The organism is Brevibacillus brevis, from assembly GCF_022026395.1.
GTDB lineage: Bacteria > Bacillota > Bacilli > Brevibacillales > Brevibacillaceae > Brevibacillus.
Map to the genome: position 1 here is coordinate 2,548,690 of NZ_CP041767.1, position 25,127 is coordinate 2,573,816.

The 25,127-nt window shown below is 47.1% G+C and carries 24 protein-coding genes and 1 other annotated feature; of the genes, 16 read left to right on the plus strand and 8 right to left on the minus strand.

Annotated elements, in window-relative coordinates; all coding sequences use genetic code 11:
- Positions 1-17: 17 nt before the first annotated feature.
- The 4 genes from ccsB (at position 18) to FO446_RS12620 (ending at position 4,984) form a co-directional block, all read left to right on the plus strand.
- Entirely contained in the window at positions 18-1,247 is a 1,230-nt protein-coding gene (ccsB, locus tag FO446_RS12605) for a c-type cytochrome biogenesis protein CcsB (RefSeq protein WP_173609548.1), read from the plus strand.
- 88 nt (positions 1,248-1,335) lie between these two features.
- Positions 1,336-2,052 carry a response regulator transcription factor gene (locus FO446_RS12610; protein ID WP_012686105.1) on the plus strand — a complete coding sequence of 239 codons (717 nt, stop codon included), beginning with the start codon at positions 1,336-1,338 and terminating at the stop codon, positions 2,050-2,052.
- A 1-nt stretch (position 2,053) separates the two neighbouring features.
- The gene (locus FO446_RS12615; RefSeq protein ID WP_173609547.1) at positions 2,054-3,838 is read left to right on the plus strand and encodes an ATP-binding protein; all 1,785 of its coding nucleotides are present in this window, start codon (positions 2,054-2,056) and stop codon (positions 3,836-3,838) included.
- Between the two features lie 15 nt (positions 3,839-3,853).
- A complete protein-coding gene (locus FO446_RS12620; RefSeq protein ID WP_237900780.1) occupies positions 3,854-4,984 on the plus strand; it encodes an HAD family hydrolase in 1,131 nt (376 codons plus the stop codon).
- 41 nt (positions 4,985-5,025) lie between these two features.
- Here FO446_RS12620 and FO446_RS12625 read toward each other — a convergent pair whose 3' ends face one another.
- The 6 genes from FO446_RS12625 to FO446_RS12650 all read right to left on the minus strand — a co-directional run bounded on the left by FO446_RS12625 (position 5,026) and on the right by FO446_RS12650 (position 11,358).
- Positions 5,026-5,301, minus strand: a complete 276-nt coding sequence (locus tag FO446_RS12625; RefSeq protein WP_229088043.1) for a hypothetical protein — start codon at positions 5,299-5,301, stop codon at positions 5,026-5,028.
- Positions 5,302-5,314: 13 nt separating this feature from the next.
- Positions 5,315-6,598: an ArsB/NhaD family transporter gene (locus FO446_RS12630; protein WP_221867122.1), complete on the minus strand. Its 1,284-nt coding sequence runs from the start codon at positions 6,596-6,598 to the stop codon at positions 5,315-5,317.
- Between the two features lie 119 nt (positions 6,599-6,717).
- Positions 6,718-8,301 (minus strand): phosphoglycerate dehydrogenase, encoded by a 1,584-nt coding sequence (gene serA / locus FO446_RS12635; protein ID WP_173609543.1) that lies wholly within the window; start codon positions 8,299-8,301, stop codon positions 6,718-6,720.
- Positions 8,294-9,448 carry a pyridoxal-phosphate-dependent aminotransferase family protein gene (locus tag FO446_RS12640; RefSeq protein ID WP_173609542.1) on the minus strand — a complete coding sequence of 385 codons (1,155 nt, stop codon included), beginning with the start codon at positions 9,446-9,448 and terminating at the stop codon, positions 8,294-8,296. Before FO446_RS12640 ends, serA begins: the two co-directional genes overlap by 8 nt.
- A 70-nt stretch (positions 9,449-9,518) precedes the next feature.
- Positions 9,519-9,767, minus strand: a binding site (T-box leader).
- A gap of 369 nt (positions 9,768-10,136) precedes the next feature.
- The gene (locus FO446_RS12645) at positions 10,137-10,343 is read right to left on the minus strand and encodes a ferredoxin (protein WP_047068940.1); all 207 of its coding nucleotides are present in this window, start codon (positions 10,341-10,343) and stop codon (positions 10,137-10,139) included.
- Between the two features lie 103 nt (positions 10,344-10,446).
- Positions 10,447-11,358 (minus strand): hypothetical protein, encoded by a 912-nt coding sequence (locus tag FO446_RS12650; protein ID WP_173609541.1) that lies wholly within the window; start codon positions 11,356-11,358, stop codon positions 10,447-10,449.
- An 80-nt stretch (positions 11,359-11,438) separates the two neighbouring features.
- Between FO446_RS12650 and FO446_RS12655 the strand changes: the two genes are divergently transcribed.
- The 6 genes from FO446_RS12655 (at position 11,439) to FO446_RS12680 (ending at position 17,271) form a co-directional block, all read left to right on the plus strand.
- The gene (locus FO446_RS12655) at positions 11,439-12,554 is read left to right on the plus strand and encodes a YpbB family protein (RefSeq protein ID WP_237900782.1); all 1,116 of its coding nucleotides are present in this window, start codon (positions 11,439-11,441) and stop codon (positions 12,552-12,554) included.
- On the plus strand, positions 12,551-14,062 hold the full coding sequence (locus FO446_RS12660; protein WP_237900784.1) for a RecQ family ATP-dependent DNA helicase: 1,512 nt from the start codon (positions 12,551-12,553) through the stop codon (positions 14,060-14,062). The genes FO446_RS12655 and FO446_RS12660 overlap by 4 nt, the downstream gene beginning before the upstream one ends.
- 16 nt (positions 14,063-14,078) lie before the next feature.
- On the plus strand, positions 14,079-14,657 hold the full coding sequence (locus FO446_RS12665) for a CPBP family intramembrane glutamic endopeptidase (RefSeq protein WP_173609538.1): 579 nt from the start codon (positions 14,079-14,081) through the stop codon (positions 14,655-14,657).
- Positions 14,654-15,331: a LysM peptidoglycan-binding domain-containing protein gene (locus FO446_RS12670; protein ID WP_173609537.1), complete on the plus strand. Its 678-nt coding sequence runs from the start codon at positions 14,654-14,656 to the stop codon at positions 15,329-15,331. The genes FO446_RS12665 and FO446_RS12670 overlap by 4 nt, the downstream gene beginning before the upstream one ends.
- A 50-nt stretch (positions 15,332-15,381) precedes the next feature.
- Positions 15,382-16,296, plus strand: a complete 915-nt coding sequence (locus tag FO446_RS12675; protein WP_237900786.1) for an NAD(P)/FAD-dependent oxidoreductase — start codon at positions 15,382-15,384, stop codon at positions 16,294-16,296.
- 375 nt (positions 16,297-16,671) lie between these two features.
- On the plus strand, positions 16,672-17,271 hold the full coding sequence (locus FO446_RS12680) for a genetic competence negative regulator (protein ID WP_007723994.1): 600 nt from the start codon (positions 16,672-16,674) through the stop codon (positions 17,269-17,271).
- Between the two features lie 73 nt (positions 17,272-17,344).
- On the opposite strand, the gene FO446_RS12685 is transcribed toward FO446_RS12680, so the two are convergent.
- Positions 17,345-18,088, minus strand: coding sequence for a PIG-L deacetylase family protein (locus FO446_RS12685; RefSeq protein ID WP_173609535.1), 744 nt, complete (start codon positions 18,086-18,088; stop codon positions 17,345-17,347).
- 310 nt (positions 18,089-18,398) lie between these two features.
- Here FO446_RS12685 and FO446_RS12690 point away from each other — a divergent pair, with 310 nt between their 5' ends.
- Positions 18,399-19,688, plus strand: a complete 1,290-nt coding sequence (locus FO446_RS12690; protein WP_007723992.1) for a Glu/Leu/Phe/Val family dehydrogenase — start codon at positions 18,399-18,401, stop codon at positions 19,686-19,688.
- A gap of 639 nt (positions 19,689-20,327) precedes the next feature.
- Here the strand turns inward: FO446_RS12690 and FO446_RS12695 are convergent.
- A complete protein-coding gene (locus tag FO446_RS12695) occupies positions 20,328-21,299 on the minus strand; it encodes an asparaginase (RefSeq protein ID WP_221867115.1) in 972 nt (323 codons plus the stop codon).
- 82 nt (positions 21,300-21,381) lie between these two features.
- Here FO446_RS12695 and prsW point away from each other — a divergent pair, with 82 nt between their 5' ends.
- The 5 genes from prsW (at position 21,382) to FO446_RS12720 (ending at position 25,118) form a co-directional block, all read left to right on the plus strand.
- Positions 21,382-22,056, plus strand: coding sequence for a glutamic-type intramembrane protease PrsW (prsW, locus tag FO446_RS12700; protein ID WP_017248088.1), 675 nt, complete (start codon positions 21,382-21,384; stop codon positions 22,054-22,056).
- 20 nt (positions 22,057-22,076) lie between these two features.
- Positions 22,077-22,235: a hypothetical protein gene (locus FO446_RS12705; protein ID WP_173609533.1), complete on the plus strand. Its 159-nt coding sequence runs from the start codon at positions 22,077-22,079 to the stop codon at positions 22,233-22,235.
- A gap of 26 nt (positions 22,236-22,261) precedes the next feature.
- Positions 22,262-22,921, plus strand: a complete 660-nt coding sequence (locus FO446_RS12710) for a cell wall hydrolase (RefSeq protein WP_221867114.1) — start codon at positions 22,262-22,264, stop codon at positions 22,919-22,921.
- A gap of 32 nt (positions 22,922-22,953) precedes the next feature.
- Complete coding sequence (gene ypeB, locus FO446_RS12715; protein ID WP_173609531.1) at positions 22,954-24,321, plus strand: germination protein YpeB; 1,368 nt, start codon at positions 22,954-22,956, stop codon at positions 24,319-24,321.
- A 113-nt stretch (positions 24,322-24,434) separates the two neighbouring features.
- A complete protein-coding gene (locus FO446_RS12720; protein ID WP_173609530.1) occupies positions 24,435-25,118 on the plus strand; it encodes a flagellar brake protein in 684 nt (227 codons plus the stop codon).
- Positions 25,119-25,127 lie beyond the last annotated feature (9 nt).

The window sequence follows — 25,127 nt, forward strand, 5'->3', positions numbered from 1 at the left end:
AAGGGGGTACTAACAACGTGCAGCTCATTCAACTGAGTGACTGGTTATTGGATATCGCGTTTCTGCTCTACGTGATCTCGTCTATCGTCTTCGCTGTAGCCGTGACGGGTAAAAACTGGGCAGGGCGTGATCCCAAGCAACATGAAAATCGCTATGGACGGATTGCGTATTGGTTAGCCGTTGTCGGTTTTGTGGCGCAAACAGGGTATGTGGTTGCTCGCTGGATTGCCGGCGGCCATAGCCCGACGAGTAACATGTTTGAGTTTATGGCATTCTTGGATTACTGTATTATTCTGGCCTACTTAATTATTTACCGGATTTACAAGCTGACCTCGATTGGGGCGTTCGTTCTTCCGCTTGGGGTAATCATGCTCGCGTACTCGTACGTGTTCCCGAAGGAAATCACCCCACTGATTCCGTCTTTGCAGAGCTACTGGCTGCACATTCACGTGACAACTGCAGCCCTGGGTGAAGGGATTTTGGCGGTTGGTTTTGCAGCGGGTCTCATGTATTTGATCCGTACCGTTCCGCAGCATATTTCCACGAAAAGTACGAAATGGTTGGAGATTGTGCTGGCTGTGGTCCTGATGCTCGTTGGATTCATTTTAATGGATTCTACCTTTGCTCGTATGGATCAAAAGACGGTATTCGAGATGAAGAAAGAAGAAATGAATGCAGCGGGACAAAAGGTAAAACCGAAAGTGGAGTACATCCTGCCTGCAATTGTTGCACCGGCTGATTCAACCATCATCAAGGAAGGGCCAATGTCACCACTCTTTGAGGCACCTACCTGGATGGAAGGAAAAGACGCTGCACGGAAATTGAATACGATGCTGTGGTCAATCCTTACAGGGGTAATTCTGTATGGCGGATTGCGTTTGATTTTCCGAAAACGATTAGGGGCTGCTATCAAGCCTTCGGTTGAAAGCGTCGATCCTGAGCTTCTGGATGAGATCAGTTATCGAGCAATCAGTATCGGATATCCAGTGTTTACTCTCGGAGCCCTTATCTTTGCGATGATTTGGGCAGAAGAGGCGTGGGGACGATTCTGGGGGTGGGACCCGAAGGAAGTATGGGCATTAGTTGTCTGGCTTTTCTACAGTGCCTACTTGCACTTGCGTCTATCGAGAGGCTGGATCGGTGCAAAATCAGCATGGATGTCCGTCATCGGGTTTGTCATTATTTTGATTACACTGGTCGTGGTCAATTTGGTCATTGCTGGTTTGCACTCTTACGCTGGGGTGTAGAATTTCCTCAAAAAGCTGGTTATACCACCAGCTTTTTGGACTATCTTCTAACGGTTTTACGATATTATGAGAGCAAGAGGTGTTCCAGATGGAAAAAATGGCACGTATACTCGTGGTGGATGATGAAGAACGCATTCGCAGACTACTGAAAATGTACTTGGAAAGAGAAAACTTCCTGATTGATGAAGCAGATAACGGAGAGCAAGCAGTCGAAATGGCTGTGGGAAGTGACTATGATATCATTTTGCTCGACTTGATGCTGCCAGGAATGGACGGGATCGAGGTATGCCAGCGTGTTCGTGAATTCAAGGCAACCCCTATTATTATGCTGACGGCAAAAGGGGAAGAAACGAACCGCGTTCACGGGTTTGAGGCAGGGGTAGACGATTATGTTGTGAAACCGTTCAGCCCGCGTGAAGTCATGTACCGGGTAAAAGCGATTCTTCGCCGTTCTTCCGCGACAGCTTATTTGAAGACAGAGACATTCAACAGTCATTCCGTCCTTGTTTTCCCGGAACTGACCATTGACCACGATGCACACAAGGTCATTGCAAGTGGCCAAGAGGTGAGCCTGACTCCAAAAGAGTATGAGCTTTTGCACTACTTGGCATTGTCGCCGGATAAAGTCTTCACGCGTGAAGAGCTCCTGAAAGATGTGTGGCACTACGAGTTCTTTGGCGATTTGCGTACGGTGGATACGCATATCAAGCGTCTCCGCGAAAAATTGAACCGTGTTTCTCCACAAGCAGCCAATATGATCGCCACGGTTTGGGGCGTCGGATACAAGCTAGAGGTGCCAAAGTAAAGTGGACGTTATTTTTCGCAGTGTAGTCGGAAAGCTATGGATGACCATTATTGCCTTATTTGCTCTTGTCTTGACGATCTTCAGTTTGTTGCTCGTTCAATCCTTTGACAGCTTTTATAGCAATCGGCAGTCCAAGAATTTGCACGATTTGGCAGACGGGATCGCAGTCGGTTTGGCGCAGAGTCCAGATATGACTGCCGCTATGGAGATGGCCTCCAGGTTTGGTTTGGTCCATCATACGGGCATGGTCATTCTCGATGAAAAAGGCAAGCAAGTCGGTATGAGCGAGGGGGCTGGGCTCCCTCGTATTCCGGTTGAGCGATTGCTCCAAAATCCTGCATTGCGTTTGTCTGATGCGCTGGCGGGCAAGCATCCTGCACCCAAAACGATCTATATTGATGTGAATAATTCGGCCGATCATACAAATAACAAGCATGAACTTCTCGCCGTCGCTGTTCCTTTAGAAATGGCAGCAGGGAAAACGGGTGCAGTGGTCATGTATCAGGCGATTGAAGATTTTGATGATACGGTTAGGGAAGTCAGATTTTTAATTTTTGTGGTTGGCGTCATCGGATTTGTTTCTACCACTGTATTCGCCTTTTTCCTTTCATCGCGTATTGCGACTCCATTACGTCAGATGAAAGAAACGGCGCATCGCATTGCGGAAGGGGACTTTCATGCTGAAATCCCGATCAGGACCCAAGACGAGACTGGTGAACTGGCGGCTTCGTTTAACACGATGGCAAGCAAGCTCAATCAGTTAGTCGATGCACTGTCCAAAGAGAAGGAGCAGCTGGCGAGCGTTCTTAGAAGCATGGTAGATGGTGTTGTGATGATAGATGCGAACGGTAAGCTGGCTGTAACGAATCCGCCAGCGGAACGTTTTTTGCGAGATTGGGATTTCGAGCATTCGGATGAGCCTGTTCCGCTGTTCCCGTTCTATCAGCAGGTTTTGCAAACCGGACAGGAAGTGACAGAAGATATCCCTGTTCAAGGACGCATATGGTCGGTTGTCATGGTACCTTTGAATGATCGGGATCAAATCCGAGGTGCTGTCGCAGTTCTTCGAGACATCACGCAGGAGCGTAAGCTGGATAAGATGCGCAATGATTTCGTGGCGAACGTATCCCATGAGCTGCGAACACCTCTATCCATGTTGCAAGGGTACAGTGAAGCGATTGTGGATGATATTGTGGCAACACCGGAAGAGCATAAAGAATTGGCCCAGATCATCTATGACGAGTCAGCGCGTATGACCAAGCTGGTGAATGAATTGCTCAGTTTGGCACGGATGGAAGCGGGGCATGTTGAGTTGTTCCAGGAGACGATGGAACTGCGTCCGTATTTGGAGCGCATTCAACGTAAATTCACCAATTTGGCGAGAGAACGCGAAATCCATCTCTTCCTTGAAATATCGACGACGCATACCCATGTATTCATTGATCCCGATCGCATGGAGCAAGTGCTAACGAACTTGATCGATAATGCGCTGCGACATACACCAAGTGGAGGAAGCGTCACCATTCGGGCTCGCGGGGATAAAACATTGCTGGTTGAGATAAGCGATACAGGCAGTGGCATCCCACAAGAAGATTTGCCGTTTGTTTTTGAACGATTTTATAAAGCTGACAAGGCTCGCACACGTGGACGACTAGGCGGAACTGGTCTTGGACTAGCCATCGCGAAAAACCTTGTCGAGGCACACGGGGGCACTATCAGTGTGCAAAGTAAGCTGGGTGAGGGAACGACATTTACAATCGCCTTGATGCTGCATAAAAACAAGTAGGAGTGTAGAGAGAAAATGATCAAAACGATCTTATTTGATGTTGATGGGGTTATGTTGAGTGAAGAGCGTTACTTTGATGCTTCTGCATTGACTGTATGGGAATTTTTGTACAGCCCTCAGTATGTAGGGCTTGCAGGCGAGGAATTCACACCTTCTCCGGAAGAAGCACAAATCAGACGAGTGCGCGAGCAAGTTTTCGCTCATGATGAAGTGCTGAACTTCATCAAGTCACGTGGAATCAACTCCAACTGGGACATGGTTTTCCTCGCGTTTTCCTATCAGTTGATTCGTTTGATTGAAGCGGTTAAAACGCAAGTTCCAGAAGCAACGAGCCTTCTTGTCGAACAAATTGATCGACCGCAATTGGCAAAAGTGAAAGAGTGGGCTGCCACTTATGCTCCTGATTTCCAAGTAGACTACGCAGCGTTCACCGCTGATTTTGCCAAAGGTTCTGCACAAAAAGCAGAAATGCTGCTCTACCTGAATCAAATTGCAAAAGAGCGTTGCGGTATTGCAACAGAAATGTTCTCACGCAATAGTGATCTATGGCAGTTGATTCAAAAGACGTTTCAAGAATGGTATCTCGGTGATGAGCGTGTGGCAGCATCGATTGGGCGTGAAACCATGCAGCCAGGTAAGAAAGGATTCTTGTCAGACGAAATTCCCATTGTACCACCTGCTGAAATGGTCGAGTTGTTCCGTACGTTGAAAGAAAAAGGCTACACACTGGGGATTGGAACAGGGCGCCCTACCATCGAAACGCATGTTCCTCTCAGTGAAATGAACATACTGGAATGGTTCGACCCGAACCGCGTCGTAACTGCCTCTCACGTACTCGATGCGGAAGAAGCGTTTCCTAGCTTTGCGCCGATGTCCAAGCCACACCCTTATTCCTATGTCAAAGGGTTGCTTGGACTCGATACACCGATTAGCGATGCTGTCCATTTTGCATTGCCAATCGAAAATGGGGATGAGGTGCTGATCGTCGGCGATTCACTCGCAGATTTTCTAGCGGCTCGCTCAATCGGTTGCAAGTTTGCAGCGACGCTGACTGGACTGTCCGGTCAAGACGCTCGCAGCAAGTTTGAAGAGGAAAAAGCAGATTTTATTCTCGATGATGTCCGCGATATCCTTTCCATTCTGTAGATAAAAAAACTCCGCCGTATGTAGAAACGGCGGAGTTTCTTTTATTCCCAACTAATCGATTGCAGACATTTGAAGCGAAAGGCGTGGATCAAAAAGGATTCGATCATGTTGAGACGTACGATTACTTCGAAAGATCCATCCTCTCGTGAAAAAAACAGGACATCCGTGTAGTCTTTGTTCCCCTCAAAATAACGCCGTACCTCTTTGACACGACCTCGCATGGACTCGGATTTAACGACAATGTGGTAGGTAGCATCCTGTTGTGAAATTTGTTCCTTGATCTCAATTTCTTTTTCATTAAAGGTATAATGGAACATTAGGGGTTCCTCCTCACCAAATAAAATAGCGCAAGTAAACATAGACATGAGCAATCAAGATAGACAGGATCATTAACGGGAAGGCGACCTTCATAAAGCTGAAAAAGCCGATATGATGTCCTTCCTTTGCAGCCAAGCCAGCAACAATCACATTGGCACTAGCTCCAATCAAAGTACCGTTCCCACCTAAACACGCTCCGAGTGCAAGACTCCACCAAAGCGGCTCTAAATTGGTGATCCCGAGGGCTCCCATTTCCTTGATCATTGGAATCATGGTGGCAACGAACGGGATATTGTCAACAAAGGCAGAGGCGATGGCGCTCAACCAGAGAATTAACAGGGAGGTCTTGAGTGAATCTCCACCGGTGAGATTCATTGCTTCCGTTGCGAGCTTTTTGATCACGCCTGTTTCCACTAAACCAGAGACGAGAACAAACAGACCGATGAAGAAGAAAATCGTATTCCACTCGACTTTGCTGATCGCGTCTTCTAAATAATGCTCTCCGGTAAGGAGGAGCAAAAGAAATGCTCCAGTTAAAGCGATCGTTGCCGACTCCAAATGAAGGGCACCATGAAGCATGAAACCAATAATGGTCAAACCCATCACCGTCAAAGACTTTTTCAATAAACGGCTGTCGGTAATCTCATCACGCTCATTTAACTGCATGATTTTTGCACTCAACTCAGGTGATGTTACTAACTGCTTGCGGTAAATCAGGACCAAACAAACAACAGTTACAGCCATAATCACGATGATAACGGGGCTCAAATTCACGAGAAACTTCATAAAATCAAGCTCCGGTACTGAACTGCCAATCATGATATTCGGTGGGTCACCGATCAACGTAGCTGTTCCTCCGGCATTGGAGGCGATGATTTCACTGATTAAAAAAGGAATCGGATTAAGCTCGAGCTGGCGCGCGATGCTAAACGTCACAGGTACGATGAGAAGTACAGTAGTAACGTTGTCCAAAAAGGCGGAGGCAATGGCCGTGATCAAGCTCAGGTAGACGAGGATGCGAATCGGTTTGCCTTTTGCGACCTTTGCCGCACGGATAGCCACATACTTGAATACGCCGGTCTGCGCCGTAATGGCAACCAAGATCATCATTCCGATAAGTAAGCCAAGCGTGTTAAAGTCGATATGGTGAATCGCTTGTTCCTGTGTAATGATCCCGAACAAGACCATGAGAATTCCGCCAGACATGGCGACGATGGTTCGATGTAACTTTTCGCTAATAATAAATGCATAGGTAACTAAAAAGATACCAATAGCGAATAATGCCTGATTCGTCATAAGAAGCTCCTTCCTTGGTGTGCAGAATTATCTTGTCCCATTATAGCTCTAACCAAAATCAGGGTAAAGAAAAAGACCCGGCATATGGCCAGGTCTATTCTCAGGTGAAAGGGATAACCTTACAGCTCGATTTGTGTAACGCTTTTCACTTCCGCCAGCTCGCCCATCGTATCGAGAAGCTCTGGCGTCAATGGTTTGTCGACAGAGAGCATCATGATCGCGTCTCCACCGATATCACGGCGTCCTACCTGCATCGTTGCGATGTTCACGCTGTTTTCACCCAAGATGGAGCCGACACGTCCGATCACACCTGGACGGTCATTGTGATGAATGTAGAGCAGGTAGCCCTCAGGCGCTACGTCAATCGCAAAGTCGTCAATTTTCACAATACGCGCACCGTAACCATTAAGTCGCGTTCCAGCCACTGTGCGTGTCTCTTGCGTCGTTTTCAAGCTAACGGTCAGTAAGTTCGTAAAGCCTTTGTTTTGCGCTGCCTTTTGCTCCGTTACGGTGATGTCGCGCACTTTTGCGAGAATCGGGGCGTTCACATAGTTGACTTCCTCGCCTAGACGGAAGGACAGTACTCCTTTGAGGACTGTGCGAGTCAGCGGGGATGTGTCTACCTCTGTCAATTCACCGCTATATTTAATCGAAATCTCCGAAATGGAACCTACTGTCACTTGGGCAAGGAAATGGCCCAGCTTTTCACCTAACGTGAAGTACGGTTGGACTTTTTCCATCACATGTGCAGGGATCGAAGGCAAATTCACGGCGTTTTTGAATGGCTCGTCACGAAGAACCTTCAGGATTTCTTCCGATACGTCTACAGCCACGTTTTCCTGTGCTTCAATGGTCGAAGCCCCCAGATGTGGAGTCGTTACCACTTGTGGCAGACCTACAAGAGGGTTGTCTACAGGTGGTTCTTCTTCGAAAACGTCCAGAGCTGCCCCAGCAACTTTTCCTGCAGTAATCGCCTCGTAGAGAGCCTTCTCGTCAATGATTCCTCCGCGAGCGCAGTTGATCAAGCGAACGCCATCTTTCATTTTCGCGAATTCACGCGTGCTGATGATGTGGCGGGTTTCTTTCGTCAGCGGAGTATGGACGGTAATGAAATCTGCTTTGCGGCAAATTTCATCCACAGTTGCGTTGGTTACACCCATCTTTTCCGCACGTTCCTCGGTCATGAAAGGATCGAAGCCCATAACGGTCATGCCAAATGCTTTCGCACGCTTCGCAACCTCAGAACCGATACGCCCCATACCGATGACTCCCAATACTTTGTTATTCAACTCAACCCCTTGGAAGCTTTTGCGATCCCATGTACCGTCTACCAGCTTCTTGTGAGCTTGAGGGATGTTACGAGCGACAGCCATCAGCATGGCAAACGAATGCTCTGCAGTAGAGATGGTGTTGCCGTCTGGAGCGTTGATAACTGGAATACCTGCTTGGGTGGCAGCGTTGATATCAATATTATCGACACCGACACCCGCGCGACCGACTGCCTTCAGCTTTTTGCCGGCAGTGAGGACTTCTGCTGTTACTTGGGTTTGGCTGCGTACGAGGAGTGCATCGTAGTCGCCAATCACACTGATCAGTTCGGCAGGGGAGAGGTTTGTTTGACGAACAACTTCTACATCAGAAGCGTCCAAGAGCTGTTGAATTCCAAATTCGCTAAGTGGATCGGTAATGAGTACTTTATACATGTGCAATGAGCACCTCCTGAGCAGCTTTTACACCAGCACCCAGCTCAACTGGAGCACCGATTTGGTGAAGCGACAATTCGATGGCAGAGATAACTTGCAGAACATCCAATGGCTCGCAATAACCCATGTGCCCGATACGGAAGATCTTGCCTTTCAGGTGCTGCTGACCGCCAGCAATCGTAATGTTGAATTGCTGCGTTAACATTTTGCGGAGAGCTTCTGCATGAAAGACACCAGCAGGATCACAAGAAGTAACGGTCGTCGATGCGTACTGATCTTCGGCCATCAGTTTTATGTTTAATGCCCTCATCGCTGCACGAGTCATGTCTCTCATCAGTTCATGGCGCTTTACGATAGCTGGCAAGCCTTCTTCCTCCAACATATCCAATACCTCGGCGAGACCGAAAATGAGGGATACAGCAGGCGTATACGGAGTTGTTTGCTCTGCCAAGCTCTTACGGTATGCTTTTAAGTCCAAATAGAAGGCGAGCGATTTGTTTTGCTCAATCACTTGCCATGCACGTTCACTCGCAGCGAGGAAAGCAAGACCTGTTGGCAGCATGAAAGCTTTTTGCGAGCCAGTTACCACGATATCGACACCCCACGCGTCCATTTCGCATGGAACTGCACCGAGGTTGCTTACTGCATCCACAATGAAGAGGGCGTCCGAATGTGTGCGAATGGTTTTCGCCAAGTCAGCAATCGGATTTTCAACCCCAGTGGATGTTTCACAGTAGGTTGCGAAAACGGCTTTTACCTGTGGCTTTTTTTGCAAGAATGTTTCAACCAAATCAGGTGTAACAGCTTTGCCCCAAGGAACTTCCACGCGATGGGCGATGATACCGTAACGCTCGCAAATTTTTGCAAAGCGCTCACCAAATGCACCGCTGACGAGGACGGCAGCTTCATCGCCTGGTTGAAGCGTATTTACGACGCCCATCTCCAGTGCGCTCGTTCCGCTACCTGCCAAGATGTATACATCCTGCTTGGTGCCAAAGTAAGGCTTCAGTCTTTCAGCAGTACGGGCGAAAAGGGCAGAAAATTTGCCGCTGCGGTGTCCAATCATCGGTTGGCTCATCGCCGTTTGGACACGTGGTGGAATAGGGGTAGGGCCAGGGATTCTCAAGATCATTTTGTCTGCGAACATGGTTCTCTCCTCCTAAATATGTGCATATCAAAAAAACCTCCCGTTCTCACACTGCTCCTATTACAGAACAGTGAGGGACGAGAGGCTTTGCTTCGCGGTGCCACCCTCATTCGCTCCTTTTTTCTCAAAAAAGAGCCTTGGTAGGTACATGACCTAAAAGAGATAACGGATCTACCGTTTGCGTCTACTGGGAAGGTGAACCCTCTTTTCAACGCAGCAGCTCAGAAGTGCTTAACCGTGGGAGAAACCGCCGATTCGCAGCAACCATCGGCTCTCTGGGGATTTCTCGATCACAGCGTTTCTTCGTCAACGCCGTTGTTTTATAAGGTGTTTCGTAAGATTTGTACTTACAATATCACGTCAAAATAACACCGTCAAGAATAAAAACGAGAAAAAATGAACATTATTTATTTTAAATTGATTATCGTTCGTGAATAATACTCAGTTTAACGCTTGATACATATCAAAAACGACCAAAACACGAACATTAAGATATTGACATCACAAAAAATGGAAAAAACGCATTTTAATGTTCGGTTTTTGCTGTTGCTTTTATCTTACCGAAAAATCTCAAAAGAAAGAACGGAAAATTGCCGATCAATCGTTCAGCAAAGGAAAGGAGGGCATAATGAAAAACCTCTTACATACCGAAGTACGTAAGAGGTCTCTTCCATTAGTAGATGGAATACTATTCCACTTTAATAGAGTCGGTCGGGCATCCTTCAGCAGCATCACGAACATCGTCATGCAGGATATCCGGGATTTCAACACTGTTAGAGTTGTCATCCAACTTGTTGAACGCAAGGCCCTCATCGTCGTAATCAAAGACGTCAGGAGCCGTGGCGCCACAAGCACCGCAAGCAATACAAGTATCTTTATCTACCCATGTAGTCATCGTGGTTTCACCTCCCATACCGAAGTGGTACGTCCACTATCATAGACCATTGTATGCTCTTGGTGACAAGATTTCAAGATTGAATCAGTCTAAAAATGTACGACTACTTATAAAGAGGGATTTCAGGTGCCTTCAGCACGGAGTAGAGCTGTGTATTCAAGCGTTTAAAATCTCCCGCAGATACTGCATCTGTCGCGTTCAAAATCTTCACGGCAGCGGCTAAATCCTTGATTCCTAGTGCCTGAACTTCATTAGATGCGATGAGCAAATCAAGTCTTGCAGTCAGGTCCTCCGGATTATAGCTGCTCCATTGAGTGCTTGCTGACATAGCAACAGCTGCAAGATAGGTGCGGTAATGGAACGGATATTGCTTCCACTGTGCGGTGTTAACGGTTCCAGGTAATTGCTTCGGCATAGCTTGCTTCACCACATAAGCCGATTCCCATGACGCGATGGAGTGATAAACCATTTCCTGTGCAGTTAGCCAGTTATTTTGGAAAAGTGTCAGGCTAGCTCCAATGGAAGCAGGCGTAGCCTTATTTTGATCGGAACGAATCTGCTCCATACTATCCAAATACGCCCGTACACTGTTTGTAAAGGTGGCATGAGCTTGTCTCAGCATGGGTGACGTCGGCAAGGGAACGTTTTTCTCCAGCTCTTTCCTCGTCTGGTCAGCTATTTTACTGAGCTGCTTCAAGCCTTCGGTCCGTTCACTTTCGTTCATTTGATTCCATTTATCCATCGTATCAAAATGTGCTTGCTTCAATTCAAGCAGCGGTGCATAAACGGCATAATAAAATCGGATAAAGTCCTGTTCGTTGTACAGCTTTTGCTCACGCAGCAGTTTTTCTTTTTCGGCTTCCTTTTTCTCAGCTTCGAGTACGGCGGCTTGTTCCGACTCCAGTTGTGTCTTCATATAATGGGCCCCGAAAAAAAATCCACCAACCGTGCATGCAAGTGTTATGATGATCATGTACGCCATCATAAATTCAGTTCTTTTCAATCGTTTTGTCATACTATCCTCCAAATACAATGATGCAGTTTACTTCGCTTACTTTGAGCTTTGAAAAATATAGAATGATGTAAGGAGTACCAATGAACAGTCGGAACAGTGCGGCAGAGGAGCAGGACCTTCTTTGTGCGGTCGCCTTGAATGCCATGTTACCTCTGGCCAATGAACGAACGCTGCAATCAGCCTACTACATACTGCGTGGCAGAAAAGCCAATCAGACACTGCAAGATGTGCATTTGTATACCCTTTATCCGTATTATCGGATGTTTTCTCGTTTTCCAAGAGAGGATTGGGAGAAAATAGTTTCAACTTTATTTCAGGCGGGCTGGATTTTACCTGTTAATGCAGTTGGAACGAACGGGAAGCCGACCTTTACCTTTTCTGATAGTGGATTGCAGCATGCCAAACACACGTACCAAAAATATCGGTTTGATGTGTGGTTCGCACCTTTCACCCAATCCGACTTGGCGGAGCGAATCGAACCGTTTTGGAGCAGACTTCATCTTATGGTGCAGACGATCTCGCAAATGCATCATGGTGATCTCGGCTTCATTCCGGTCGTTTCGGACAAGACGGCACAGCGTTGGGTAAAAAACCAATTGGCTGATGGGGCAATGCGAAATACTTGGAAACAGCAATTGTCTGACGAGTTATATCGATTGTGGGAGCCTCTGGATGAAGGTGTGCAGGAGCTTTTATTTTGCCAACTGTCAGGAGCAGGACAAGTTGGCAAGACCATGGGACAAGTAGCAGAGATTCGCCAAACGAGTCGCAGCTATCTCATGCTGCAATTTCGATACGGACTGGCCGCGTCAATTCAGACGCTGCTTGCAGAGAGCAATCATTATCCTCTTTTATCAAAACTTGTTACAGAGTCGCACAAGCTTGATGCTCGCCTGACCGAAAGTGCTGCTCGAACGTACGCACTGCTTCAGACTGGCAGTGACAAAACAGAAATAGCGAAAAGACGACAAATGAAAGAAAGCACAATAGAAGATCATTTGGTAGAGATTGCCCTGCGCTGTCCGGAATGGGATATGACAACGTATTTGCCGAATGAGCTGGCAAAAAAGATCGTGGAGACCAGTGAGCGACTCGATACAAGCAGACTCCGGCTCATCAAGGATCAATTGGAGGCAACAGTATCGTATTTGCAGATCCGATTGGCACTGGCACGAGCGACAAGGGGGGCAAAATGAATAAACAGTTCATGTACGACAGATTAAAGCTGCATTTTGGATACGACTCATTCCGCCCCGGTCAGGAGTCTATTATTGAACGTCTACTGCATGGACGAAGTGTTCTCGGGCTGTTAGCAACAGGTGGCGGGAAATCAGTGACGTATCAGCTGCCAGCAATGCTTTTGCCGGGTCTGACCGTCGTTGTTTCCCCGTTGATCTCCTTGATGGTTGATCAGGTGCAGCAGCTCCGAGCGCGAAAAAAAATTCCGGCTACTTATTTGAACAGCATGCAGGATCAGACAGAGTCCCGCGAAATCTTAAAAGGGCTCTCGGAAGGTGCTTACAAGCTGTTGTATATTTCTCCAGAAAAGCTTCAACAGACCTATGTTCAACAAGTGTTAAAGCGGGCGAGGGTGTCTCTGATCGCGATTGATGAAGCGCATTGTATCTCGCAATGGGGACATGATTTTCGTACAGATTACCTGCGATTGCCTGAAGTCGTGAAACAATTGGGAGCACCTCCTGTTCTGGCTGTGACAGCGACTGCGACGGAATCTGTTCGTGAGGAGATTTGCAACTTATTTTCCATTGAAAAGGAAGATGTTGTGTTGCAGTCCCTTAATCGGGCGAATATCGCTTATGATCTGGTTGAAGTTGTGGAGGAAACAGACAGGCGCTCCTATGTATTTGATCAGATGAATCGTCTGCAGGATCCAGGAATCGTTTACTGCAGCACGCGACAAGCGGTAGATGTGTTGGCTGCCTCTTATCAACTCGATGGAAAAAAACGCGTACACGGTTACCACGGGGGCATGAATAGCATGGAGAGAATGCTGATCCAGTCCCAATTCCTCGCAGGAGAGCTCGATGTTATTATTGCAACCAATGCATTTGGTATGGGAATCGACAAGCCAGATATTCGCTACGTCATCCATTATCAAATGCCAGCCAGTTTGGAGGCATACGCACAAGAAATCGGGCGGATCGGCCGTGATGGCAAGCCTGGTTATGCGCTGCTTTTATTTTCGTGGGACGATTGGCAGATTCACCAACACATGCTGGAGAAGGAGTACCCGACACAAGTGCAAGTTCAAAAATACGAGCAGTTGTGCAATACCGGAGTACCCTTGACGAATGAGGCCTTGGCGATGATGGACATATCCGAAGAAATGGGCGCACTCCTTGGCTTTTATTCGGAAAGAGTGCTGGCCTCATGCGAAGCTGCCGCTGCGGGAGAGTCGTATCCAAAGGCTCAAATGATTTGGCAGGAAACGGAAAAAAGGAAAAGCTTTAAGCAAAAAAAGCTGGCAGAAATGGTGTCTTTCGTTAGAGGAGAAAACTGTTTGCGTGCGAGCATCAATACGTATTTCAAAGAAAATGATCATCAGTTTGATCTGTACTGCTGTAAGAAATGCGGCTTAAATACGGAAGCGTATTTCCAAACGAATGACCATGCAATCACAAAGAATGAACAAATCAAATGGAATTTGCGGCAGGCGTTAGATACTCTTTTGCCGAACAAATAAAGGAGAGAAACATCGAGTGAGGGAAGATCGGCTAGAGGTGGATGAAGCCACTCTTCGGCTGAATCTATGGTTGACACAAGGAATCGTAATGGGAGTGGCTGCTGCCGGTAGCTTATTAGTGCTGGGCTGGGATGCTACTCTGTCCTTGTTTATTTTGCCAGGCTGGAATGCCGTCCTGTGGGCCGTGGTTGTAGCCGCAGGTATTATCATCGCGAGCATTGCGATGGATCGTTCCTTGCCTAAGCGATGGCAAGATGATGGCAGTATCAATGAAAAAGTTTTTGGCGCCATGTTACCATCTACCACAATTCTCGTCTGTATGGTAGTAGGGGTGGGAGAGGAATGGCTATTTCGTGGAGTCATTCAAACGCTTACCGGGAATTTTTGGAGCAGTCTTATTTTTACTCTGATCCACGTACGTTATTTGAAAAAACCACTCATGATCATAAGTGTATTTGGTACAAGCTGGATCTTGGGAGTCTTGTTTTCCTACTATCAGTCCCTATGGCCCTCGATTGTGGCTCATATCCTTATTGACATCATGCTAGCCTTTCATTTACAAAAAACGATCAAGAAAAAGGGGGAGGAAGAGTGAATCTTGAGCATAATCCATTACCACCCCGACGCTCCCGTCATACTCGCCCTAAAGCGTCGTTCTCGTTTAAAAAGTGGATTCAACCTGGATTGTACTTGTTTGGATTCGTCTTTTTCGGGTTGATTGGTCTTGAGTTGTACAGGGCCAATATCCCACACGAGTCAGCAGCTACTGGTAGTGTTGAAGTGAAGGATGTTAGCAAAGCGATTACCGCTTCGCAAGGGAGCAAGGCAGGGGAAAAGGAGCCAGCATCCGTCGTTCTTCCTTCTGCTCCTGATCCCAATGCAAGCGCGAACACCCCACCTGCCAAAGCAAAAACGACCGAATCAAAACCAGTTGAGCCTGTAGTGAAGGCGACCCCAAGCGTACAGACACCTGCAGTGAGCCCAGTCCCAGCCCAAACTACGACTGGTACACCAGTAAACAAGCCAAACCAGATCGCGAGTCCTTCTGCTACTAAAGTAGCTACACCGGGAAAGCAAGCTTCAACACCGTCTACAACAAAGTCAAAGGTCGTCAAGCATGTGGTGAAGAAGGGTGAAACGTTGTTTATGCTGTCACGAAAGTACTACGGAAATAATTCGAACGTAAGACGAATTGCAACATACAACGGGCTTCATTCAGAAGCAGGGCTCGTCGAAGGGAAAATTGTTTTGGTTCCCCTCGTTCAGTAATGAGATCGTGCTTCACTGGCAATGCTATCGGGAAAAGGATAAGCAGGTGGATGCAAGTGGAGTATGATACGGTCATCGTCGGCGGCGGGATTGCAGGGCTTCAAACTGCGATTCAACTTGCAAGATGCCTTCGGCGCGTTGCAGTCATTGACATGCCAGCTGGTCGATCAACAATCGCCAAAGCCTACCGAAACATTCTCGGATTTTCGGAGGGGGTTAGTGGCGATTTTTTGCGTCAAGCGGGCAGGGAGCAAGCACAAAAATACGGCGCAACCTTGATAACAGATGAGGTAACCCAGCTTTCTACGGACCCAAGCGGTTTATTTTCGATAGGTACGAAAAGTGGCATACATACGCTTACTTCGCGAACGCTGGTTTTGGCAACCGGCATTCGTGATCCGTTCCCAGCGATCCCTGGCTTTTCCGAGTGTGTAGGGGTATCGATTTTCTTGTGTCCCGACTGTGACGGCTATGAAACAGTCGAGAAAGATACGGCAATCATAGGAGCGGGTCCTCAGGCTGTTTCGATGGCGGACGAACTTATTTACTATACAAGCAGGTTAACAGTCATAAACCATGCAGAAGTGCAGGTGGATACGCAGGCTCTCTCTGGACTTAGCAAGCGAGGGATAATGTATCGAAAAGAAAAAGTATGTACCCTTCATCATACGGCGGGTCAATTGCAGGAAATCGAGCTCTCTTCGGGTGAACGGTTGTCTGTGGAAAGAGCATTTCTTGCTTTTCCTGGTGCTCATGCATTGACAGAGCTTTTGCGTGGTTTGTCCGTGCAAATCCTCGAAAAGGGCCACATCCATACGAATCCGCGAACAAAAGAAACGGATCATCCCAACATCTGGGCGGTTGGCGATATCAATGAGCATTCTCAACAAGTGTCGATTGCCATGGGAGATGGAACACAGGCTGCTATTTGGATTCAAAAGCGGCTGCGTGAATATGAGACGTAGAAAAACGCCTGATTCTGGGCGTTTTTTCATGTACAAACCTTTATGAACGAGAAGGAACCCGAACTAGCAGAGCCAAATATAAATACAGAAAAAGAACAATGAGGGGGAACTTTTCCTGGGAAAGCGCAGGAAATGACAGGCAACAACAAAGTTTCTTTTTTCATGAGTTGATTCGACATCGATAAGCGAATGCTGTGTAGGTGTCATGGTAGCTTTGTTCCCGTAAATAAATGTGATATGATAGGACTACCCCGTATTTTCCAGTCCATCAAAAAATGGATGAATGCCAACAGGTATTCGCCGGAGAATGTGGAGAACTCTTACAGGCTTACCATCATATTTTGTAGTACGACTGGATGGCGAGGAGGGACAGTCATGCGTGTTGAACGCCTTGGTCAAGATAAAATACGAATCTTTTTAACTTTTGACGACCTCTCAGAGCGCGGGATAGAAAAAGAAGACATGTGGCGTGACATTCCTAAAGTTCATGAACTGTTCAACGACATGATGGAACAGGCTTATCACGAATTAGGGTTTGAGGTATCAGGGCCTGTTGCAGTTGAAGTGTTCGCCTTGCCAGCTCAGGGAATGGTCGTAATCGTAACGCGTGGCAAGACGGGCTCAAAGGACGGGAAAGAGGAAGAATTCGAAGACGAGGATGTATACGAGCTAGAGGTCACGTTGGAAGAAAGCGATTTAATCATGTATGCCTTCCGGGACTTTGAGCATATGGTTGAAGCCGCCCACCGCATTAACGCTCTTTTGACCAATGGCGGAGCTGCCTACTTCTACCAGGGGAAATATCATCTGGTGCTGGAGGAAGTCGACTTGGATCAGGAGCGTTATCACAAACTAATTGCGATCCTCTCTGAGTACGGAGAAGCGACGCCGATAACGATTTATGTGTTGGAGGAATACGGGAAAGTGATCGTTGCCGACGATGCTGTAAAAGAAATATGCAGGCATTTCACGTAATCAAAAAAGAAATGTCTGGGAATATAAAACAGCACCTAGTCAACCAACTAGGTGCTGTTGCTGTCTGTACAGATTATGCTAGGCCTTCAAAAAAGTCAGCTTCTTTACCTTGAAGGGTATAGTTCGGAAGGCTGTGCCAAGCCAGGATGTAATGGTTGTTTGGCGGAACAGAATGGTGCTCGCCTTTTGTTACACCTGGGAAAACGCGTTCTACTGAGAGGTGTTGTGTCCTATGTGCCCGCAAGGCATCTGCTACTTTTTGCATATATTCAGGTGCGTGAATGATCGTCGTAATGCTCTCGATTGGATCCGTAAAGGGAGGCTTCATCGTACCAAATCCTTCGTCGGATGAACGAGTCGCATAATAAAGCTTTCGTACGCTCGTATCTGGGCCTAAAGAAAGGACAGCCTGGGTGGTTGCATGACTAATCGCCAAATGGTCAGGATGTCCGGAGATGCCATGCGGTGCAAACGTGACGACAATTTCCGGTTGGATCTGGTGAATAGCCTGATGGATACGAGTAACGAGCTCATCTACGGGCACTGTGTTTAGGAACTTATCCTGATATTCCCAGACGTCTACTTGATCGAACCCAAGAATGGCACAAGCGTCGCGAAGCTCTTGCTCACGAAATCGGGGGAGTTCTTCTGGTGTGCATAACGGGGGGTCACCAGCTTTTCCTGCTTGCCCTTTTGTTGCACACAAGAGATGAGTGCTGGCCATTTTGGTCTCACTATATTTGGAAATGGAAATCCCACAAGCAAACGTTTCATCATCGGGATGGGCAAAAATAAACAAGATAGACTTTTTTTTCATAAAAACACCTCCATGAATAAACTTCCACATTACGTTATCCATTATGGCATAAATTCACTAATCCTGTAATGAAAGAAACAAGTTTGGGGACAATACAAGCATGGCTGGACGTGCATTTGAAGCAATTTGTACAAAATGTAGTCTGTAAAAGCGATTTCAAAATGGATGGGAAATAATTGAATGATTATGCAAAACAAGGCACGAAAACGTTTTCGAAATGGAAAAAAAACATTTTTAAGCTTCTCATAAATGATACAAGCGTGTATACTAAAGGCGGCATTGACCGAAAACATTTTTGAGGTGGTAAGTAATGGGTAATCAAGACGTGGTAACCGAAAGCACCGAAGGGAAAGAAAAGCAAGAATCATTGAACTTGCTCCATTCAACTCAAACGGTGATCAAGGAAGCACTGGAGAAACTAGGTTACCAAGAATCGATGTTTGAACTCTTGAAGGAACCGCTACGCGTTTTGACTGTACGTATTCCGGTTCGCATGGATAATGGCGAAGTAAAGGTATTTACGGGCTATCGTGCACAGCACAACGATGCAGTAGGTCCGACCAAGGGGGGCATTCGTTTCCACCCGGAAGTTACTGAGGATGAAGTTAAAGCACTTTCTATCTGGATGAGCCTCAAAGCAGGTATCGTCGATCTGCCATATGGCGGTGGTAAAGGCGGTATCATTTGCGACCCGCGTGAAATGTCCTTCCGCGAATTGGAAAGACTGAGCCGCGGTTACGTTCGCGCAATCAGCCAGCTTGTGGGCCCTACTAAAGATATTCCAGCTCCGGACGTCTTTACGAACTCACAAATCATGGCATGGATGATGGACGAATATAGCCGTATCCGTGAATTTGACTCGCCTGGTTTCATTACGGGTAAACCAATTGCGCTGGGTGGTTCCCATGGCCGCGAAACAGCAACTGCAAAAGGTGTAACCATTTGCATCCGTGAAGCAGCGAAGCGTCGCAACATCGATGTAAAAGGTGCTCGCGTAGTTGTACAAGGCTTTGGTAACGCTGGTAGTTACTTGGCAAAATTCATGCATGATGCAGGCGCTAAAGTTGTAGGTATCTCTGATGCATACGGCGCGCTGCATGATCCAAACGGTTTGGATATCGACTACTTGTTGGATCGTCGTGATTCCTTTGGTACAGTTACAAAACTGTTCAACAACACGATTACCAACAAAGAGCTTCTTGAACTGGAATGCGACATTTTGGTTCCGGCAGCGATCGAAAACCAAATCACAGCTGCAAACGCTCACAACATCAAGGCGTCAATCGTAGTAGAAGCGGCAAATGGCCCAACTACACTGGAAGCGACTAAAATTTTGACTGAGCGTGGAATTCTTCTGGTTCCAGACGTACTTGCTAGTGCTGGTGGTGTGACTGTTTCCTACTTCGAGTGGGTACAAAACAACCAAGGCTACTACTGGTCTGAGGAAGAAGTAGAAGAGAAGTTGGAAAAAGTAATGGTTCGTTCGTTTGAAAATGTATACTCCATGTCCCAAACTCGTCGCATTGATATGCGTCTGTCTGCTTACATGGTTGGTGCCCGCAAAATGGCTGAGGCTTCTCGCTTCCGCGGTTGGGTATAATTTTTCAAACAACCCTCCATATATTGAGAAAACATGGCTCCGCCTTTTGGCGGGGCCTTTTTTATTGGCGGCGTGTGATGTGGCTGTGGTGGAGAGAAGAATATTTCCATGCTAGGCTCCAGGCTCCGTCCTGCTGGGGGCTGAGACTGTCCACTCCGAAGGGATTCGCGGGGAAACGCAAAAGTGGTAGCGGCTTCGTCGCGAGGGCACGTTGCGTTTCTTTTGCCCGCGAATCCCTTCTCCGCTTGGTAGGACTCCACAAGTCGCTACGCCTGGAAATATTCTTCTCTGTAGTAACTGATCACATTCTTCAATCTTTTAAGGCATTTAAAACTCGGTTAAACATGGATAGCTCGTAGAGGAAACAGGAGAAAAAAGCGAAGATCTTAGGTACACCGACCGAGACGAAATGCAAAAAGCGAAACACGCTCTTAAGCGTCCACCTCTGAAACACATCCTGAAGGGACAACTTTGGACGCGGTTTCGCTTTTTGCATGGAGTCGTGCAGTCAATCCCCAGCGGGTGGCCCTAGAATCTGAGCGTTTTCTCCTGTTTCCTCCCACCACTACAGCACCGTTCAAGTTCTGTTTTTAAGGAAAAAAAAACCTCCTGAAGAATCAGGAGGCTGTAGTCCTATATTTAGTGGTCGAACAACTGCTGCAGTTCTTTGAAAGTCCGTGTTTTTTGCAGCGTTACAATTAGTTTGAGACGAGCCTTTTGCCCGTTCAAGCCGTTGGAGAAGATGATGCCCATCTCTTTTAGTTTGCGGCCTCCACCTTCATAGTCATAGATATCCTGCACCTGTCCATTGTAGCAGCGGGAGACGAGCACGATCGGTACGCCTTTGTCGAGAAGTTGCTGCAGGGTAGGGATGATAGCGGGTGGAAGATTTCCTAATCCAAACGCCTCTACGACGAGTCCATCAATGTGCTGCTCCAATAAAAACTGTAGCCAAGCAGGCTCCATGCCAGCAACTGCTTTGATCAGCGGCACATTCGCATCAGCTTGCGTGATGGCATAATGCTCTCGATCCAACGGAGCATGGTGGTATTGCACACTTTTTTTCGCAATGGTTCCAATCGGTCCGTATTGTGGCGACTGGAAGGTAGCGACATTGCTCGTGTGTGTTTTCGTTACGTGACGTGCCGCGTGAATTTCGTCATTAAAAACAACGATAACACCTTTGTTCAAACTGTCGGGGTCTGCGGCTGCACGAACGGAAGAAATGAGATTGACGGGACCGTCAGCACCAAGCTCATTGCTGCTGCGCATGGCTCCAGTCACGACAATCGGGACGTTGACCGACAAAGTCAGATCGAGGAAGTATGCGGTCTCCTCCAACGTATCAGTCCCGTGGGTAATAACAATGCCATCATAATGATCTTGTTGAAAGGCTTCCTCAATATAGAGTCGCAGTTGATTCATGATCGCAGGAGTCATATGAGGGCTAGGTAGGTTGAGTACATTTTTCATGGTGACATCCGCGTGTTTTTCTAAAAAAGGAAGGATTTTGTTGACAGCTTGATCATCCAATGGCTTTACGCCTTCTGAGTCATCGACAGACATGGCAATCGTACCGCCTGTGTTCACTACCAAAATTTTTTTTGACATGATCTCTCTCCTGTAGCGGGTTTTCATCAACCAGTATTCATGGTACGATGAACAATAGCCTTGTGTAAAGGAGTAATAAAAGATGATTGCTTTGATCGGCGCGGCAGTTGCCCCCGGTATCGCCATCTTAAGTTACTTTTACCTGCGTGACAGTCTCGAACCGGAGCCGATTTCGATGGTAATCCGGTCGTTTATCTTTGGTATGTTGCTGGTCGTACCCATTATGGTACTTCAGTACATCATGCAGAATGAATGGAACTGGCGGGATGGCATTGTCGCGGAAGTTTTCCAATCCGCTGTCGTGGAAGAATTTTTTAAATGGATGGTCATCTATTTTACGGTTTATAAACATTTGGAATTTGATGAGCCATACGATGGAATTGTTTATGCAGTTGCGGTGTCACTTGGTTTTGCTACGTTGGAGAATTTGTTCTACCTTATTATCAATGGAACGAATATCGCCATCTGGCGTGCCTTTTTGCCGGTATCCAGCCACGCGTTGTTTGCGGTGTGGATGGGATATTATCTCGGACGGGCCAAGTTTTCCAAGGACGCCAAACATGAGCGGCTTTTTTTATGGATGTCGATTACCTTGCCGATCGGCTTGCATGCCCTGTACAATGTGATTTTTTTGGCGGTGCAAAACTGGTTGGTAGTGATTGTGCCATTCATGCTTGTTTTGTGGTGGCAGGGCTTAAAAAAGGTACAAAGAGCACACGATTTCGGTTCTAAAAATCTCTCTTCACGTCCACAATAGACGGTAAGGAGGAGTCGTACGTGCTAAAAACTGATCGAGCAAAAGTGACAATTCAATGCAATGTATGTGGAGAAAAGTTTACACTACGTGGCCAGCGAGAACCTGGAGGACAAATAGAAACAGGGTTCAAGCAGTGCCTGTGTGACAACGACAAGCATTTTCGAATTGACGAGTCCTGATCTTTTCCATTCCCAACTGAAAAAGCGTGACCAATCTATGTGGGCCGATGCAAATAGCATCGGTCTTTTTCTATATCCAGATTTTCATGCATAATCCATTCTTCCTCCACCAACACTATGCAAAGATTTCAATACATGCCAAGGAGGATTCAGCCGTGCGTACAATCTGGATCGCAGGTGTGTTGGTGATGTTGGTAGCAGCGGGCTTGAATGGATACAAGGTTGTCTGGAAGGAAAAGAATGCAGCTGCTGTACACGAAGAACAGATGGCTGCACCTGCTGCAAAGAATCAGACGGCCAAAACCAAAGCCAGCTTTCATCCTTCAAGGGTCTCTGACAATGATTTGAAAATCATGGCAAATGCTGTTTACGGAGAGGCAAGAGGAGAGCCGTTTGAAGGGCAAGTAGCTGTCGCAGCCGTTATTTTAAACCGCGTCAAGAGCCCTTCGTTTCCTGATACGCCCTCGGCTGTGATATTCGAACCACGCGCTTTTACAGCAGTTGCTGATGGTCAAATATGGCTTACACCTAATGAAAGTGCGATGAAAGCAGTGAAGAACGCACTAAACGGCTGGGACCCGTCGGGAGGCTGCACGTACTATTTCAATCCAGATACAGCAACGTCCGGTTGGATTTGGACCAGACCGCAGGTTAAAAAGATCGGGAAACACATCTTTTGTAGATAATGGATGCGTAATCAAAGGAGGAGTGGCAAGGGATGGTATATGGAGCAACAGCACGCGTGTTATTTCCCGTTGCCCTGGTCGCCTTAATAGGCGCTGGCGTGTGGGGATATCAGGAGCACAATGAGAAGAACTCGGTCTTGATCAAAGCGGAAAACTCATACCAAAGGGCTTTCCACGATCTCACTTATCATGTGGACAAGCTGCATGATGAGCTTGGCAAATCACTGGTGGTCAACTCTCGCAGACAAATGACTCCCATCTTGACGAATGTCTGGCGCCTTTCCTATGCGGCACAAGCGGATGTCGGACAACTGCCATTGACCCTGATGGCATTTAACAAAACAGAAGAAATGCTGTCGAGGGTTGCGGATTTTTCCTATCGTGTCGCTGTGCGTGACTTGGACAAGCAGCCGTTGAGTCAGAGTGAATACAAGACATTGAAGAGCCTACACACACAAGCACAGGATATCCAGAATGAGCTGCGCAAGGTACAAACCGTCGCGATGGACAAACAATTGAGATGGATGGATGTCGAGACGGCATTGGCCTCTAATAAAAACAAAGAGGACAATACCATCATCGACGGATTCCAAACCATTGAGAAAAAAGTGCAGGAATACCCTGATTTAGACTGGGGCGTCGGAATACAGAGTCTCGACAAGAAAAAGCAGCAGCGAATCAAAGGGATCGATGGCAAACCAGCCACCAAAGAGGAAGCAGAGAAGAATGCACTGGCGTTTCTCGGGTTGAAGCCAGGAGATGCGAAAGTAGAAGTAAACGATAACGGCAAGGGGCAGGAATACTCAGCGTATAGCGTACGTGTCACGCCAAACGGGCACAAGACGGCCATTAACCTCGATGTCACCAAACGCGGTGGAAAAGTTGTTTGGATGATGAACGAGCGTGGAGTTGGCGAGGAGAAGTTGGACATGAAGCAGGCCGAAGAAAAAGGTCGCGTGTTCTTGCGCAACCATGGATTTGACAATATGCAGGTCTCTGAGATTGACAGCTACGACCGCAACGCGCTCTTTACGTTTGTGCCAGTTCAGGATGGCGTCAGAATTTATCCGGACGGGGTGGTCGTCGAAATCGCGTTGGACAACGGAGAGGTTACTGCCTATAATTCGACGGAGTATCTGTTTAATCACAAAAAGAGAATTCTCTCCGAGCCGCGCCTCTCCAAAGAAGAAGCAAGGAAAAAAGTCAATCCGAGCGTAAAAGTGACGGATCAGCGACTTGCTCTTATCGAAGGGAAAAACGATGGAAAAGAAGTACTGACGTGGGAAATGACAGGGAGCTTTGAAGGAAATTCGTACATGGTCTACATCAATGCCATGAACGGAGAAGAAGAAGAAGTTGTGAAAATGGAAACGGGATCGGGACAGAACGAGGGACAATAGTGTTAAAAAAATAGGGGGAAAGCTAGTTTTTTAGCGGCTTTCCCTATTTGCTGATTCGAAACAAAAGGGTATATAATGGAAAGGGTGATAGGAAGGGGAGGAACAGTTACTTTATGATGCTTCCACGAATAGGACAAACAATAAGACTAAACTTCACGAGTTCCTCAGAAGAAACGGAGCTGCAAACTTTCAAAAGCCGTGTGGCCGATTTGAAGGATGATGTAGCTTCCATCGAGCTGCCAACCAGCGAAAACACTGGACGGACTGGGGTATTTCAACCAGGGACACCATGCTTGGTTTGGTATGTTGGCGAGGATGGCTCACGCTATGAATTTCGCTCTGCAATTATCGGCAGGGAAAACAATCACATTCCTGTACTGCTTCTGCAACTGCCGGCTAAAGAGGAGATTGTGCGCACACAGCGACGAAACTACTTGAGAATTGACACTACGTTAGACATCGCAGTCAAACTGGATGATCCGATTCGACGCTATCATTTTCTAGCACGAACGTTAGATATCAGTGGTGGTGGGCTGTCTTTTAGCTGTGAGGAAAGCTATCATTTGAAGGAAAAAGACAACTTGCACGTCTGGATTTCCCTTCCAAGTAAAAATGGACAGGTTCAACATGCTTTTGTTGAGATGGAAATCGTCAGACAAAAACCGGCGGAAGAAAAAGGTTTGCACCAATGGATTTCGGGTAAGTTCACCCAAATCAGCGAGCAAGATCGGGCAAAAGTGGTTAGAGCGTGTTACGAGAGACAGCTAGAGCTTCGCAAAAAAGGCGTTGTAGATTGACGCTTCATC

Excerpts from the sequence above, each read along its gene's own strand:
- FO446_RS12610 (WP_012686105.1), top strand. The coding sequence starts at position 1,336 with ATGGAAAAAATGGCACGTATACTCGTGGTGGATGATGAAGAACGCATT.
- FO446_RS12620 (WP_237900780.1), top strand. The coding sequence starts at position 3,854 with ATGATCAAAACGATCTTATTTGATGTTGATGGGGTTATGTTGAGTGAA.
- FO446_RS12625 (WP_229088043.1), bottom strand. The coding sequence starts at position 5,301 with ATGTTCCATTATACCTTTAATGAAAAAGAAATTGAGATCAAGGAACAA.
- FO446_RS12630 (WP_221867122.1), bottom strand. The coding sequence starts at position 6,598 with ATGACGAATCAGGCATTATTCGCTATTGGTATCTTTTTAGTTACCTAT.
- serA (WP_173609543.1), bottom strand. The coding sequence starts at position 8,301 with ATGTATAAAGTACTCATTACCGATCCACTTAGCGAATTTGGAATTCAA.
- FO446_RS12640 (WP_173609542.1), bottom strand. The coding sequence starts at position 9,448 with ATGTTCGCAGACAAAATGATCTTGAGAATCCCTGGCCCTACCCCTATT.
- FO446_RS12645 (WP_047068940.1), bottom strand. The coding sequence starts at position 10,343 with ATGACTACATGGGTAGATAAAGATACTTGTATTGCTTGCGGTGCTTGT.
- FO446_RS12650 (WP_173609541.1), bottom strand. The coding sequence starts at position 11,358 with ATGACAAAACGATTGAAAAGAACTGAATTTATGATGGCGTACATGATC.
- FO446_RS12655 (WP_237900782.1), top strand. The coding sequence starts at position 11,439 with ATGAACAGTCGGAACAGTGCGGCAGAGGAGCAGGACCTTCTTTGTGCG.
- FO446_RS12660 (WP_237900784.1), top strand. The coding sequence starts at position 12,551 with ATGAATAAACAGTTCATGTACGACAGATTAAAGCTGCATTTTGGATAC.
- FO446_RS12675 (WP_237900786.1), top strand. The coding sequence starts at position 15,382 with ATGCAAGTGGAGTATGATACGGTCATCGTCGGCGGCGGGATTGCAGGG.
- FO446_RS12680 (WP_007723994.1), top strand. The coding sequence starts at position 16,672 with ATGCGTGTTGAACGCCTTGGTCAAGATAAAATACGAATCTTTTTAACT.
- FO446_RS12685 (WP_173609535.1), bottom strand. The coding sequence starts at position 18,088 with ATGAAAAAAAAGTCTATCTTGTTTATTTTTGCCCATCCCGATGATGAA.
- FO446_RS12690 (WP_007723992.1), top strand. The coding sequence starts at position 18,399 with ATGGGTAATCAAGACGTGGTAACCGAAAGCACCGAAGGGAAAGAAAAG.
- FO446_RS12695 (WP_221867115.1), bottom strand. The coding sequence starts at position 21,299 with ATGTCAAAAAAAATTTTGGTAGTGAACACAGGCGGTACGATTGCCATG.
- prsW (WP_017248088.1), top strand. The coding sequence starts at position 21,382 with ATGATTGCTTTGATCGGCGCGGCAGTTGCCCCCGGTATCGCCATCTTA.
- ypeB (WP_173609531.1), top strand. The coding sequence starts at position 22,954 with ATGGTATATGGAGCAACAGCACGCGTGTTATTTCCCGTTGCCCTGGTC.
- FO446_RS12720 (WP_173609530.1), top strand. The coding sequence starts at position 24,435 with ATGATGCTTCCACGAATAGGACAAACAATAAGACTAAACTTCACGAGT.